Annotated in this window: 11 protein-coding genes; all 11 read left to right on the top strand. The window is 29.8% G+C overall.

Annotated features, from left to right (window positions below; all coding sequences use genetic code 11):
- The first annotated feature begins 143 nt into the window (after positions 1–143).
- The gene (locus B5F09_RS09150) at positions 144–1,031 is read left to right on the top strand and encodes a LysR family transcriptional regulator (RefSeq protein ID WP_087373751.1); all 888 of its coding nucleotides are present in this window, start codon (positions 144–146) and stop codon (positions 1,029–1,031) included.
- Between the two features lie 406 nt (positions 1,032–1,437).
- Positions 1,438–3,300: a 1,4-alpha-glucan branching protein GlgB gene (gene glgB, locus B5F09_RS09145; RefSeq protein WP_087300437.1), complete on the top strand. Its 1,863-nt coding sequence runs from the start codon at positions 1,438–1,440 to the stop codon at positions 3,298–3,300.
- A gap of 24 nt (positions 3,301–3,324) precedes the next feature.
- Positions 3,325–5,721 (top strand): glycogen/starch/alpha-glucan phosphorylase, encoded by a 2,397-nt coding sequence (locus B5F09_RS09140; RefSeq protein WP_087300435.1) that lies wholly within the window; start codon positions 3,325–3,327, stop codon positions 5,719–5,721.
- Between the two features lie 200 nt (positions 5,722–5,921).
- Positions 5,922–8,006 (top strand): type I pullulanase, encoded by a 2,085-nt coding sequence (gene pulA, locus B5F09_RS09135; protein ID WP_087373749.1) that lies wholly within the window; start codon positions 5,922–5,924, stop codon positions 8,004–8,006.
- Between the two features lie 21 nt (positions 8,007–8,027).
- Positions 8,028–8,582: an aminoacyl-tRNA hydrolase gene (pth, locus tag B5F09_RS09130; RefSeq protein WP_087373747.1), complete on the top strand. Its 555-nt coding sequence runs from the start codon at positions 8,028–8,030 to the stop codon at positions 8,580–8,582.
- An 8-nt stretch (positions 8,583–8,590) separates the two neighbouring features.
- Entirely contained in the window at positions 8,591–12,022 is a 3,432-nt protein-coding gene (gene mfd / locus B5F09_RS09125) for a transcription-repair coupling factor (protein WP_087373745.1), read from the top strand.
- Positions 12,023–12,261: 239 nt separating this feature from the next.
- Complete coding sequence (locus B5F09_RS09120) at positions 12,262–13,404, top strand: PepSY domain-containing protein (RefSeq protein ID WP_087373744.1); 1,143 nt, start codon at positions 12,262–12,264, stop codon at positions 13,402–13,404.
- A gap of 275 nt (positions 13,405–13,679) precedes the next feature.
- Positions 13,680–14,201: an RNA polymerase sigma factor gene (locus tag B5F09_RS09115; RefSeq protein WP_087300425.1), complete on the top strand. Its 522-nt coding sequence runs from the start codon at positions 13,680–13,682 to the stop codon at positions 14,199–14,201.
- A gap of 3 nt (positions 14,202–14,204) precedes the next feature.
- The gene (locus tag B5F09_RS09110) at positions 14,205–15,191 is read left to right on the top strand and encodes a PepSY domain-containing protein (RefSeq protein WP_087373743.1); all 987 of its coding nucleotides are present in this window, start codon (positions 14,205–14,207) and stop codon (positions 15,189–15,191) included.
- Positions 15,192–15,236: 45 nt separating this feature from the next.
- Positions 15,237–15,932 carry a polyphosphate polymerase domain-containing protein gene (locus tag B5F09_RS09105; protein ID WP_087373742.1) on the top strand — a complete coding sequence of 232 codons (696 nt, stop codon included), beginning with the start codon at positions 15,237–15,239 and terminating at the stop codon, positions 15,930–15,932.
- 10 nt (positions 15,933–15,942) lie between these two features.
- Positions 15,943–16,614, top strand: a complete 672-nt coding sequence (locus B5F09_RS09100) for a DUF4956 domain-containing protein (RefSeq protein WP_087373740.1) — start codon at positions 15,943–15,945, stop codon at positions 16,612–16,614.
- Positions 16,615–16,617: the final 3 nt, after the last annotated feature.

The following is a 16,617-nucleotide window of genomic DNA, read 5'->3' as shown; positions in this document are numbered from 1 at the left end:
TGCTTTAGTGGGATTTTTCTATATTATATTGATTAATATTTACTCTGTTTATTTGATGAAAACTAGATTATTATAGTTAGCCGTTTTTGTTTACAACAAGCTAACATCAATGATAAAATTAAATAAAAATTGAGGTGATCATGATGGAAATACGAGTTTTAAAATATTTTTTAGCTGTAGCTAGAGAAGGAAATATTACTAGAGCTGCAGAAGTATTACATATTACCCAGCCAACCCTTAGTCGTCAGTTAATGCAATTAGAAGATGAATTAGGTGTAGCGTTATTTATTCGTGGCAAAAGAAAAATGATTTTGACAGATGTTGGAATGTTATTAAAAAGAAGAGCTGAAGAAATTGTTAGTTTAGCTGAAAAAACCGAGCTGGAAATTAGTAATCAAGATAATGATGTGAGTGGTGAAATTGTTTTAGCTTGTGGTTTAACTGAAGCAACTCAAACCATGGGAAGATATATTAAAGAATTTAAGGAAATATATCCAGATGTGGTTTTTAAAGTAAAAAACGGAAATTCTGATTTTATCATGGAAGCAATCGATAATGGTTTAGTTGATCTGGGTTTTGTTATTGAACCAATTGATTCGGAAAAATTAAATTTTTTGAAAATGAATCAATTAGAAACATGGGGAATATTGATGAAAGCCGATTCACCGCTAGCTAGTAAAGATTATTTAGAAGCATCAGATTTAATAAATATACCATTAATAAATACCGCAAGAATTGAAACACAAAATCAGTTGAAAAACTGGATGGGAAACGATTATGAAAAACTTAATTTTGTTGCAGTCTCTGAATTATCATCTACTGCGGCTACTTTAGTAGAAAATGATGTAGGTTATGCAATCGTTATTGAAGGTTCTACAAGCAATGTTATTAGTGACCAGCTATGTTTTAGACCGCTTTATCCTAAAATGACAACAGCTTCAATAGTTATCTGGAAAAAATATCAGTCTTTTAGTTATACAATTTCAAGATTTATTGATTTTATTTCTAAAGAGATTAAAGATGGTAAATAAAAACAAGTTTGATATTATCAAATAATATCTACTTGTTTTTTTATTCTTTTAAAGATTGATACAAAAAGATGAATTTAATAAAAATATGGTTTTTTAATAAGTCAACAAGGCTGAATATTAAGTAAAAATATGATTTTTATTGATAGAATGACTATTAATTAGGTTTGAAAGTAAAAAAATTGCTTTTCATTTTTTTGATATTTTGTTAGAATAGGGAGCGGGTCCAATCCAACAATTTTTTAAGTTTTACTGATTTAATCAAGATAAGTAGTCGATCATAGTAAAAGAATACTTGTTTTGATTACTATATATTTTTACCAGCACTCTGAAAGCGTTATCATTTTTTGATGAAATGCACCTTTAATTATGATATAATGATTTTATCTTAGAAAAGGGGGAGTGACACATGCTCGATGATTTTTTGATTCACGTATTTCATAAAGGAAATACTTTAGAGGCGTATAAAATTTTTGGTGCTCATTTGGAGACAAACAACCATAAAAAAGGTGTCCGCTTCACCGTTTATGCACCTAATGCACGTAGTGTACAAGTCGTAGGTGATTTTAATGATTGGGATGGAAGCAATCACTATATGGAAAAATATACCGATGGTGGTATTTGGACTTTGTTTATTCCTGGAGTTAAGGAAAAAGCATTGTATAAATATCGAATTGAAACCCAAAATTTTGCGACTGTTGATCGTGCAGATCCATACGCTTTTTATAGTGAATTACGGCCTGGAACTGCATCAAGAGTATACAATATTGAAAATTTCCGCTGGTCGGATAAACGCTGGTTAAATGCCAGAACTAAAAACTTTGATAAACCAATGAATATTTATGAAGCAAATATTGGTTCCTGGAAAATGAAAAAAGATTTTACAGATGAAGAAGATGGTGAATTTTATACTTATGAAGAAATGATAGACTTGATCATTCCTTATTTAGTTGAAAATCATTATACTCATCTTGAATTAATGCCATTAACTGAGTTTCCATTCGACGGTTCTTGGGGATATCAGGCAACTGGTTACTTTAGTGTAACAAGCCGTTATGGTGAACCAAAGGGATTGATGAAATTCATAAATGCTTGTCATAAAGCTGGAATTGGTGTTATCATGGATTTTGTTCCAGCTCATTTTGTAAAAGATGGACATGGTTTATATCAATTTGATGGCGGTTTTGTTTATGATTATCCAGATATTAATCGCCGTTATACAGAATGGGATAGTGTTTATTTTGATGTTGGGCGCGAAGAAGTACGCAGCTTTTTGATGAGTAGCGTTGGCTTTTTTGCTAAATATTTCCACGTTGATGGAATTAGATTTGATGCAGTAAGCAATTTAATTTATTGGAAGGGAAATAAAGAAGCTGGTCTAAACGACGGAGCAGTAGAATTTATGCGTAGAATGAATAACCACATGAAAGGATATTTCCCTGGGGTTATGTTAATTGCAGAAGATTCTAGTGATTTTAATGGCGTTACTAAATCACCAGACGTTGGTGGTCTAGGATTTGACTACAAATGGGATTTAGGTTGGATGAATGATACTTTGAAGTACATGAAATTGGATCCAGTATATCGTCAAAGTGACCACAATTTAATTACTTTTTCAATGGCATATTTTTATAGCGAAAACTTTATATTGCCATTTTCACATGATGAAGTTGTTCATAGTAAAGGTACCATTGTTGATAAAATCTGGGGTACTCATGAACAAAAATTTGCGCAATTAAAAACGCTATATACTTATATGATGATTCATCCAGGTAAGAAATTAAACTTTATGGGAAATGAATTAGGTGAATATAAGGAATGGGACGAAAAAGTGGCATTGGGATGGAATATTTTAAAATACCCAATTCATGATTCTTTCCATCATTTCATGATTAGATTAAATGAAATCTATAAAAATTATCAATGTATGTATGAACAAGACTATGGCATGGACGGTTTTGAATGGCTTGTTGTTGATGATCGGGCTCAAAGCGTCTTTGCAATAGAAAGAAAAGGAACTGATGGTAGTTCATTGATTGCAGTAATGAACTTTACTGCTAATAAGCATGAAGGTTATAAGATTCCAGTAAACAAACCAGGATCTTATAAAGAAATTCTTAATAGCGATACTGATATTTATAGTGGAAGTAACTATACTAACAAACGTGCTATTAGAGCTAAAAAAGGTCAAACTTTAAATAAAGAATATTATATACCAGTGAATATTGCTCCTTTTGGCAGCATGATTTTCGAATATAAAGCACCAAAATAAAACTGGTATCAAAAAGGAGATAATATGTTTAAGAACAAAGAAGAATTTAAATTTGAGTTTTCACGTAGAATTATTGAATCATATGGACGTACTGTTGAAGAAAGTCATATTACTGAACGTTTCTTAGTATTAGAAACAATGGTTCGTGACTATGCTTCAGTTAACTGGGCAACTAGTAAAGCTATGATTCGTAACAATTGTCAAAAACAAATGCATTATTTTTCAATGGAATTTTTAATGGGACGTCTTCTAGTAAATAATATGATGAATCTTGGTATTTATCAAATTGCTAAAGAAGGATTAGCTGAATATGGTATTAACATTCATGATTTAGAAGAATTAGAAAGCGATGCTGGACTTGGAAACGGTGGTTTAGGTCGTTTAGCAGCTTGCTTTATGGATTCTTTAGCTTCATTAAAATATCCAGGTCATGGACATACTATTCGTTATGAATATGGTTTATTTAAACAAAAGATCGAAAATGGTTATCAAATTGAATTACCTGATCAATGGATGCAGGTAGGATTTAACTGGGAAGTAAGAAAACCAAAACATCGTGTACCAGTAAAATTCTTTGGAAAAATTGTTTTCAATGAAGAAACAGGAAAATATGAACATGTAGATGCTGAAGAAGTATTTGCAGTTCCTTATGATGTACCTATCGTTGGTAATGATACAGTAACAACAAACACATTACGTTTGTGGTCTGCAGAAGCTAGTGATAATATTCCTGCAAATCAGGATTTTAGACAATACGTTCAAAATGTTCGCGATATTTGTCAAATGCTTTATCCTGATGATTCAACACCAGCAGGAAAAGTGTTGCGTTTAAAACAAGAATATTTCTTTACATGTGCAGGATTAGCTTCTATTGTTAAAGCACATTTAAGACAATATCCTAGTTTAAGTAATTTCCATGAAAAAAATGTTATTCAATTAAACGATACTCATCCAGTTTTAGCAATTCCAGAATTGATGAGAATCTTAATTGATGAACATGATTATGAATGGGAAGAAGCTTGGGATATTACTACTCAAACATTTGCTTATACAAACCACACTATCTTAGCTGAAGCAATGGAAACTTGGCCAATTGATGTAATGCAATCATTATTGCCAAGAGTTTATCAGATTATTGAAGAAATTCATCGTCGTTTTGTTGGGTATGCTAAAATGGTTAGTGGACACGATGATGAATTAGTAGATCGAGTAATGATTTTACGCGATGGTACTGTATATATGGCAAAACTTGCAATTGTTGGAAGCTTTAGTGTTAACGGTGTTGCTAAATTACACTCAGATATTTTAGCTGAACGTGAATTAAGAGATTTTGCCGTTTTATACCCAAATAAATTCAACAATAAAACAAATGGGGTAACTCATCGTCGCTGGTTAGCATATTGTAACCCTGAATTATCATCATTAATCACTGAATATATTGGTGATAGCTGGATCAAACATCCAGAAAAATTAGAAGATTTACTAGATCATGTTGATGATCCGGTACTTCAAGAACGTTTCTTAGATGTTAAAAGAGAAAGAAAACAAATTCTTGCTGACTATATCAAAGAACATAATGGTATTACAGTAGATGTTGATAGTATCTTTGACATTCAAGTAAAACGTCTACATGCATATAAACGTCAATTATTAAATGTATTACACATTATTGATTTATATTTTAGAATGAAAGATAATCCTGATTATCGTATTGAACCAAGAACATTCATTTTTGGAGCAAAAGCAGCAAGCGGATACTATTTTGCTAAAAAAGTTATCAAATTAATCAATAGCGTTGGAGAAGTTGTAAATAACGATCCAGAAACTAATAAATACTTAAAAGTTGTTTTCTTAGAAAACTATGGAGTAACATTGGCAGAAAAAATTATGCCAGCAGCTGATGTTTCAGAACAAATTTCAACAGCAGGTAAAGAAGCTAGTGGTACTGGAAATATGAAATTCATGATGAACGGTGCAATTACTTTAGGTACTTTAGATGGTGCTAATGTTGAAATTTCTGAACTTGTTGGTGAAGATAACTGCTTAATCTTTGGTTTGAAAGATTTCGAAGTAAAAGAATTACGTGATAGCGGAACTTATCGGGCATGGGATTACTACAACAATAATCCAAGATTAAAACGTGTTATTGATAGTTTGATGGATGGAACATTCATCGATAATCGTGAAGAATTCAGAGTTATTTTTGAAGAATTAATGAACAAAAATGATGAATACTTTGTTTTAGCTGATTATGAATCTTATTGTGAAACACAAAGAAAAGTACGTGATTTATATCAAGATCGTAATCGCTGGGCTAGAGCATGTCTTGTAAATATTGCTAAAAGTGGATTCTTCTCATCAGATCGTACAATTCAACAATATGTTGATGATATCTGGCATTTAGAAAAACTTAAATTCTAGTTTTAAGCTAAATATTAACAAGGATAAATCGATTGGGGATTTATCCTTGTTTTATTGAAAATAACTAAATTATTTTTTATAAAAAAGTTATTTAAATTATATTAATAAAATCTTAATAAATGGCTTGTTAACTTCACTCATTTCATTGCCTTATTGTAAATGATAAGATATAATGAGTTCGAGATGAAAGGATGAATGTCATGGAAAATAGTGCTGTAAGAATGATTGCTAAAATGATTTTAGCAAACAAAATGGAAGTATTACTAGTTAGACAATATTATGATGGAAATTCAGATAGATTTTATTTACGCAATGTATTGACTGGTGATTTACAAGAAATTATGATTTCAGCTAAATATGTTGAAGAGAAGTATACGCATTATTTTTTTGATGATGTCAATATTGATTTTACACAAGTTTATCAAGTTTTAGATGCTTATGGTTTAAGTGAGACATTACAGTATACCCCACTTATTAATGATCCCGAGTTTATGAAAGTTAATTATTATGACGGACATGATTTAGGAAGTACTTACTATCCTGATTATACTGTTTTTAAAGTTTGGGCGCCAACTGCTTTAGAGGTTAAGGTAATGGTAAAGAAAAACCATGAGTTCATTAGCTATGACATGAAAAGAGTAGAAAATGGCGTTTTTAGTTTATATTTATCAGGAGATTATGATAATTGTGAATATCTTTATCAAGTAAGGCATCATGATAGTTTTATTAATGCATTAGATCCATATGCATATAGTTCTTCAGCAAATGGTAGAAGTAGTATAATAATTGACTTGAATAAATGTATGATCGATTTGAATCGTCAATATTTAAAACCATTGAAACAAAAAACGGATGCCATTTTATATGAACTTAGTGTCCGTGATTTTACGATGTATGAAAATAGCCCAAGTAAACATAAGGGGAAGTTTTTAGGTGTTAGTGAAGCTGGCTTAATTACTAAACATGGAAATAACGCTGGATTAGATTACTTAGTAAATTTAGGGATTACGCATGTTCAGCTAATGCCGATTTTTGATTTTGCAACGGTTGATGAAAATCAGCCTCATCTATTATATAACTGGGGTTATGATCCAGCGCAGTATAATGTTCCTGAAGGAAGTTATTGCAGTGATCCTAATGATGGTTATAGCCGTGTTTTAGAGTGTAAAGAAATGATTGCTCGATTACATCGTCATGGTTTAAGAGTTATTATGGATGTGGTTTATAATCATATGTATGATGTAAATGCTAGTCCATTTGAACGAATTGTGCCTGGTTATTATTTTAGAAAAAATATGGATGGTACTTTGTCAAATGGTTCTTGGTGTGGTAATGATTTAGAAAGCTGTAATTATATGGTTCGTAAGTATATTATTGATATGTCAAGAAGATGGCAAAGTTTTTATGGTGTTGATGGTTATCGTTTTGATTTAATGGGAATCATTGATATTGAAACAATAAATCAAGTATATCAAATTTGCCATTCATATGATAAATCATTTATGGTCTATGGTGAAGGATGGAATATGCCAACTAGTTTACCTGATGATCAAAAGGCGATGCAGTTTAATCATTATAAAATGCCAAATATTAGTTTTTTCAATGATGAATTTCGTGAAGTTATTAAAGGTGGCAGCAGTGATGGTGTTTTGGTTAATAAGGGATTTATTACTGGAAATCTTTATGAAACTGAACGAGCACGTAATTGTATTATGGCATGTAATCGTTATACATCACCAGATCAATCTATAAATTATGTAGAATGTCATGATAATGCAACTATCTTTGATAAATTATATATTTCTAATGTTGAAGAAGGGTTAAATGGAATTTTAGAACGGCAGAAAAATTTAACTATTGTAACATTACTATCACAAGGTATTCCTTTTATTCATGCTGGTCAAGAATTTTATCGTACCAAAGGAGGAATTGGTAATAGTTATAATTCTCCAGATAATATCAATTCTATAAATTGGGATTTTCGAGATATATATAAAGATGATGTTGAAGACATTAAAAAGATTATTCAATTAAGGAAAAATAATAAATGCTTCCGTTATTCTACGGTAGAAGATATAGAAAAAAATATAATAGTTGAAAATATTGACTTTAAGATGTTAAAATATACTCTCAAACAAGATGAGGGAGAATATCAGAAATTTGTAATCTATATTAATCCGTCTAATTTTACGTTTGATTATGACGAAACTGATTATCAGCTTCTTTATGGATTGATTACTGATAGTCAAATTGGAGCTAAAACAGTCGTTGTATTAGCTAAATAATATTAGATAAGGAGAATTAAATTGAAATTAATTGTTGGACTAGGAAATCCTGGTAAGGAATATGAAGCAACACGTCATAATTGTGGTTTTATGGTTATTGATGAGCTTGCCGATAAATTAAATGTAACAGTTGATCAAAAGAAATTTAAAAGTTTATATACTAAATTTAAATATCATGGTGAAGATGTTATTTTATTAAAGCCGCAAACATATATGAATTTATCAGGGGAAGCAGTTATTGCTGCAATGAATTTTTTCAAAATTGATATCGATGATATTCTAGTTATTTATGATGATTTAGATATGCCGGTTGGTAAATTACGTTTACGTAAAAGTGGAAGTGCCGGGGGTCATAATGGAATAAAAAATATTATCTCACATGTATCATCACAGAATTTTAAACGAATTCGTGTTGGAATTGACCGTCATCCCTATATAAAAGTAGTAGATTATGTATTATCAAAATTTACTAAAGAAGAAACAGCGGCTATTAGGGAAGGTATTGATCGAGCTTGTGATGCTGTTATAGATTGTCTGGATCATGATTTTGATTATGCTATGAATCATTATAATTAGAGGTAATTATGAAAAAAATAGATGAGATTTTAAAGAAAAATCTGGCTTTTAAGACTCTGCTTAATGGCCAGGGAAGTATCGTTGTAAACAATGTAAATGATGAGGCACTATTAATAGCTGGTGCCTTTTTGCACTTGAAAAAAGATATTGTTGTTATTAAGCCGAATCAATATGAAGCCAATCTATTGTATCAGCAATTAGCTTTGATCAATGAACAGGATTGTTTATTTTTTCCAGTTGATGAGTCATATCGAATTGAAACATTGGCTTCATCACCAGAATTATTAGGACAAAGAATTGATGCATTATATCAATTGAGCCAAAATAAGCCTAAAATTTTAATTACTCACGGTCAGGCACTGGTTCGATATTTACCAACAAAACAATTATTTTGTGATAATTGTTTGGATATTAAAGTTGGCGATCATATCGATATCTATCAGTTACAAACAAAATTAATTAATGCGGGATATCAAAATGCGATGCGAGTCGATCAGCCATTTTATTTTTCTAAGCGTGGTGGAGTTATTGACGTTTTTTCGATTCAATATGAAAATCCAGTTAGAATTGAGTTTTTTGATGATGAAATTGATAATATTCGTTTCTATGATCAAAACAGCCAGCGAACAATTGAACATGTAAATCAAATTACAATTATACCTGCTAGTGATATTTTATATGAAGAAAAAGAAGTACGAGCAGTATTAGGAAAAATAAATGATTTACGTGATCAGCAGTTTGAAGAATTAGAAGAAATGTATCAGGATGAATATTTAAACAAGGTTGCTATTGACCAGGAAAATTTACGTAATCATGATACTAGCTTTAATATGTATAGCTATTATAATTTGTTTAATCAAACTGCTAATTTGTTGGAGTATGTTAATGATCCATTAATTATTCAAGTAAATCGTCATGATATTGAAATAGCATATAAGAATTACTTAGAAGAAAACTTTTATTATTATCAAGAACTAGCTAGTATTGGTAAAAGTGTTAAAGGATTAAATTTATTTAGTGATTTGTATCAAATTTTAGATCAGGATGCAGTATTCTTTAATCCGTTTGCTAAAGATGACAAAGATGTCTTCTTTAATGCTCGGGGTATCATGTTAGATAATAATGATGAAAATCTGTTGATCAAAGAAATTAGGGATTATCTAAAAGTTTCTAAAGTATTAATTGCATTAGATGATGAACATCAAATAAAACTTATGTGTGAATTATTTGATCGTCATGAAATGTTATATACATTAGTTGGTATCAAGGATGAATTATATCCAGGATTAAATATTGGTATTTATCGATTAAATGCGGGGATTGAGTTAGTTGATGAAAAACTAGTAATCATCAGTGCTAATGAGTTATTTAAAACTCGTAATTTAAATAAACCTAAGTATTTAAAATATAAGAACGCTAAGATAATTAAAGATTATCAAGAGTTAAATGTTGGTGATTATGTAGTTCATGACAACTATGGAATCGGTCAGTATTTAGGAATCAAAACTTTAGAGGTTCAAGGTTTTCATAAAGATTATTTGTATGTGGCTTATGCTAATAATGATACTTTATATATCCCAGTAGAACAATTTAAATTAATTAGAAAATATTCAAGCAGTGAGGGAAAAATCCCTAAAGTTAATAAATTAGGAAGCTCTAATTGGCAAAAGACTAAGGCTAAGGCCCGTAATAAAGTTGATGATATTGCTGATAAATTAATCGAAATTTATTCAGCGAGAATTAACCAGCCTGGTTTTGCTTTTCCGCCAGATGATCAAATTCAATTAGAATTTGAACAGGCATTTGGTTATGAATTAACGCCTGATCAACAGCGTTCAGTTGATGAAATAAAGGCTGATATGGAAAAGCCAACTCCAATGGATCGCTTGTTATGTGGGGATGTTGGTTTTGGAAAAACTGAGGTAGCTTTACGGGCTGCTTTTAAAGCAATCTTAGCTAATAAGCAGGTAGCTTTCTTATGTCCAACGACAATTTTATCGATGCAGCATTATAAAACCATGGAAGCTAGATTTAAAGATTTTCCAGTAAGGATTGCTTTATTGAATCGTTTTACTTCTTCAAAAAATAAAAAACAGATTTTATCTGATTTAAAACAAGGTAATATCGATTTATTAGTGGGAACACATCGGATTTTATCTAAAGATGTTATTTTTAAAGATATTGGTTTATTATGTATCGATGAGGAACAGCGTTTTGGAGTACGTCAAAAAGAACGTATCAAAGAATATCGAAAAACAATTGATGTTTTAACATTGACAGCAACACCAATTCCACGTACTTTACAAATGTCATTGATGGGAATTAGGGGACTATCACAAATTGAAACGCCACCTAAAAACCGTCAACCAGTACAAACATATGTGGTTGGTAAAAGTAATGTTTTAATTAAACAGATTATTGAACGTGAATTAGCACGTGATGGTCAGGTTTTCTATTTATATAATCGAACTAACCAAATTGCTAATGTTGCATATAATATTTCTTTGGCAGTACCTCAAGCTAAAGTGGCGATTGGGCATGGTCAAATGGATAAAAATGAACTTGAAGATGTTATGATGCGCTTTGTAAATAAAGAGTTTAATGTTTTGGTTTGTACAACAATTATTGAAACTGGAATTGATATTCCTAATGCGAATACTATAATTGTTGAAGATGCTGATCGTTTTGGTTTAAGCCAGTTATACCAGATTAAAGGACGCGTTGGCCGCAGTAATCGTGGTGCTTATGCTTATTTATTATATAATCCAGGCAAGATTTTAAATGAAGAAGCTAGTAAACGTTTAAAAGCGATTAAAGAATTTACAGAATTGGGTAGCGGTTATAAAATTGCAATGCGTGATTTAGCGATTCGTGGTGCTGGTGATATTTTAGGTGGTACTCAATCTGGATTTATTGATTCGATTGGTTTTGACATGTATATGAAAATTCTTCAAGAAGCTGTTAATGAAAAAATGGGTAAAGTTAATGAGGAAAAAGAAATTAAGTCAGTTAATGTTAATGTTGACGGTTATATTCCTCATGACTATGTTTCAAGTGATATTGAAAAATTAGAATTATATCAACGCCTTGATCAGGCTAAGACAATTGTAGCTATCGATCATTTAAAATCAGAATTTATTGATTATTATGGTAAATTACCTAAAGAGGTTGCCGTATTAATTGAAAAGAGAAAGTTAGATATTTTAGCTAATAGTGAAATAATAGAAGATATTGTTGAAGTTAAAGGGAAAATGCAGGTTACTTTTACAAAACAATATAGTAAAGAATTAAAAGGTGATCAATTATTTGAATTAGTTAATCGTTTATTTACACGACCTGGCTTTAAACAAAGTGGTGGACAGGTTATGTTATTATTGCCTAAATCTGATCAATGGTTAGAACGAATTAATCAATTAATATCAACATTAAGTGCTTCTTAGGATATTAAAAATTAAATTTATGAAAACAGAAGTGGATATCATTTTTAAATGATTTTAAGCTTCTGTTTTTATTTTATAATTTTAAGCAATAAAAACATCAAATATTTGATGTATATAATTATTTTTTTACTATATTTAATTTTTTATAAAAAATTTTAAAATTTATGCAATAGAGCAGGATATTAAAGCATTGATATAGTGAAAAGCAAAACAAAAGAAAATTGAAAGGGGAAAATAAAATGAAAAAGGTTAGTTTATTAATTTGTGGAACGATGTTAATGGTTATCTTGAGTGGCTGTGGTAGCAATACAGCATCAAAGACAGAAACAATAGTTACAATGGATGTTAATCCAAGCATCCAATTTGAATTAAATCAGAATGATGAAGTAGTTGGAATTAGTGCTGGAAATGAAGATGCTAAAAAGATTTTAGAAAAAGTTGATGTTGAAGATGATGATGCTAATAAGGCAGTTGATAAAATTGTTGATTCTTTAGTAGATGAGGGGCATTTATCAACAGAAAATAATACTGTTTTATTATCAGTTGATAACGATGATGATGATAAAAGAATTGAATTAGAACAAAAATTAGGTGAAACAATTCAATCATCATTAAAAGAAAATTCAATTGATGGCGCAATCTTTTCACAAGATATGGATATTGATGACGATGTTGAAAGTTTAATTAAAAAATATGATATTTCTTATGGTAAAGCTACTTTAATTGAAAAGATCTTAGATGAAAATGATGATAATCAAAAAGCTTATAAAGTTGAAGATTTAGTAAAATTAAATGCTCAGGAATTAATCATGATTTATCAGTCAATGGAAAGAAAAGATGATGATGATATATTATTAGGTAGTGTTAGTACATCAAAATACATTACTAGTGATGAAGCTTTAGCAGTAGCATTAAGTGATGCTGGTTTAGCTCAAAATCAAATTGCTGATTTAGAAATTGATTATGATATTGAAAATGGTGTTTTAACATATGAAATTGAATTTAAAGGTAATGGTAAAGAATACGAATATGAAATCAATGCTTCTAAAGGAGTTATCGAAAGAGAAATAGAAAGTGCTTCTTCATCACCAGCAACACCAGCAGTAACACCAAATGCCAGCTCTAATTCTGGTGGCGGTAACTATGATGATAGTGACTATGGGCCAAATAATGATGGTGTAACAAATTATGATGATACTGATTATGGACCAAATAACGATGGTGTGACAAACTATGATGATACTGATTATGGACCAAATAATGATGGTGTAACAAACTATGATGACACTGATTATGGACCAAATAATGATGGTGTGACTGATTATGATGATAACGATGATGATGGGGATACTAACTACGACGATACTGATTACGATGATTAAAAAAAGTGAATCATATGATTCACTTTTCCTGATATTTTTATAAAGTTGAGATTAATTAGTGATTAATTTATGATTTAAAAAAGATTGTAAATTATAGGTTAAAAATAGTGGAAAATCATGATCGTAAAATTTTAGTAATGTAAAGATATTTATTGGAAAAACGTAGTAAAATCCAACGTTTTCTTAACATAATTAATACAAAATTTACATGAGCTTAACATAGCGACATTGTAAATTTGCTATAATTTTTTTGAAATGGGAAGGAAAGAAGTTGGATGGTTAAGGATAAACGATTAGATGAATTATTAAATTTATTAAAAGAAAAAAATCAAGAAGTTTTTGCAGAATTATATGATATCATGCATGATGAAATCTTTCGATATATTTACAGTATAGTTCGTAATAAAGAATATGCCCAAGATTTGACTCATGATACTTTTATTCAAATATATAAAAACGCAGGACGTTATAATCAAAAAAGTCATGCTAAAGCATGGATGATAACGATATCTCGAAATATAACTTATATGTCTTTACGTAAATCTAATCGGGAACTGCTTGTTGATTATGAAATTGATCATCCAGATCAAGGAATGAAAGAAACAATTCATGATAAAATCTTAATTGAAAAAATGATGACATTATTAAATAATGAAGAAAGGGAAATTATTGTTTTGCATATCATTGAAGGATTTGCCTTTCGAGAAATATCTAGCATCATGGATATTGGCTTATCAACAGTTCTTAGTAAATATCATCGCTCATTAAAAAAATTAAGAAATAGCATGGAGGTGTAAAAATTGAAAAATCGTGAAATTAAAGATCAATTAAAAAAAGAATTTCGACAACTCCAGATGAATGATATAAAAAAGGAATTACTAGATGAAATTAAATATGTTAAACAAGTAGAGGCTTCTAGTAGTAAAAAGACTCATCGTAAACTGGTTAGTCATTGGAAAATGAGTGCGATATGTTTATCAATGATAATTATATTAAGTTTTGTAACTGTTAATTTTAATCAAAGATCACATGATGGTTGTATTGTTTCTTTTGATGTAAATCCTAATATTGAATTAGAAGTTAATGATGAAAATCGAGTAACGGATTTTGATTATCATAATGAAGAAGGTAAATTAGTTCTTAAAGATATGGATCTAATTGATACTGATATTGATGTTGCTGTTAATGCTATTATCGGTAGTATGTTTAAAAATGGGTATATCGATGAAATTAAAAACTCTGTTTTAGTTACTGTTCAAGGGGATGATCGTAATACTCGTGAAGAATTGAAAAAACGGGTTGCTAATGATGTAAAAGAAGTATTAGATGGATATTCAATTCAAGCATCAGTAGTTTCCCAGGATATTGATTACTCTAGTAAAGTAAAAAAATTAGCTGATGAATATCAGATTTCTGTTGGTAAAGCAACATTAATTCAAGAGTTGATCAATGCCAATCCTAGTTATGAGTTTAGTGATTTAACTAATTTAACGATCAATGATTTAAATACACTTGTTCATTATAAAAATATTCAGTTTAAAACTATTACAATTGATGGTGTTGAAAGTCATGATGGATATTTAAGCGATGAAGAAGTAAAAGAAAAGGTTTTAGAACATGCAAAAGTATCTGAAAATGAAGTTATTAGCTATCAATCAAATATGGATTGTGATGATAATCGTTTGATTTTTAATGTTCAAATGCAAGATTCTTATGCTATTTATAATTATCAGTTAAATGCTATTAGTGGTGAAATTATCACTTTTAATGTTGAAGTAAATGTATAGGAGTTTATTAAAATAAACTCCTAATTTAATATAAGGAGAACAGTTATGCTACTTGAAAAAGAGCCAATTTCTTATCGCCATGAATTAAAACATCGGATGAATAGTGGTGAGGATTTTTGGATTTCAAATCGATTAAAATTGTTATTTGACTTAGATGATCATAGCAATGAAGATGGGATGTATCAGGTTAATAGTTTATATTTTGATACTCCTGAAGATAAAGCGTTATTTGAAAAATTGAATGGTGTTAAAAAACGTGAGAAGTTTAGAATACGTTATTATAATAATGATTTTAGTTTTATAAGATTAGAAAAAAAGATAAAAAATAATGGATTATGTGCTAAAAGAAGTGCGCAACTTAGTAAAGAAGAAGTTGAAAAAATATTAGCTGGAGATATTGATTTTCTATTGGCTAGTGAAAATCCGTTATTAATTGAATTTTATAGTAAGATCAAAGGGGAAATGTTACAACCTTCAGTAATAGTTTTTTACAGGCGGGAAGCTTATCGTTATTTACCAGGAAATGTAAGGATTACAATTGATCGTGATTTACATACGGAAACAAATGTTTTGAATTTCTTTGATTTATCAAATGGAATTGCAGCTGATCTAGGTGTTTCTATTTTAGAAGTTAAATATGATGAATTTTTACCAGATATTGTATTAAAAATGGTTCAAGGCATTTCTCAAAAAACAGGAGCATATTCAAAATTTGCTCAATGTCGATTGAAACATTGGTAGGAGAGGAAAAATGAATTTTAGTGATATTTTTAAATCAAGTTTTTTAGAAAATGCTACAGCAATTTCTTTGTTTGATATGCTAGTGGCCTTATTATTGGCATTTAGTATTGGTTTGTTTATCTTTTTTGTGTATAAAAAAAGTTATAGTGGTTTAATGTATTCAGCGAGTTTTGGTACTACTTTGATAGCTTTAACGATGATTACAACTTTAGTAATCTTAGCTGTAACTAGTAATATTGTTTTATCACTAGGGATGGTAGGGGCGTTATCAATAGTCAGATTTAGAACGGCAATTAAAGAACCAATGGATATTGCATTTTTGTTTTGGAGCATAGCTGCTGGTATTGTTTTAGCAGCGGGTTTAATTCCTTTAGCGGTAATTGGCAGTGTTATGGTTGGGTTAGTTTTGATAATTTTTTCTAATCGGAAAAATGTCTTACGACCATATATTTTAGTTGTTCATTGTCAAGATGATGAGATTGAAAAAAAAGCAAGTCAGTTTGTTAAAGAACAGGTAGATGCTTTTTCTTTGAAGAGTAAAAGTATAAAAAAACAATCAATTGAATTGAACTATGAAGTAAGAATAAAAGATCAAAGTGCTTTATTTATAAATGAATTATCGAATATGGAAGGAATCACATATGCGGTTTTAGTTTCTTATAATGGTGATTATATGGGATAAGTT

The organism is Erysipelatoclostridium sp. An173 (genome assembly GCF_002160495.1).
In the GTDB taxonomy this organism is placed as follows: Bacteria; Bacillota_I; Bacilli_A; order Erysipelotrichales; family Coprobacillaceae; genus Thomasclavelia; species Thomasclavelia merdavium.
The sequence above is the reverse complement of the archived record's forward strand: the minus strand, read 5'-3'. Positions and strand labels throughout refer to the sequence as shown.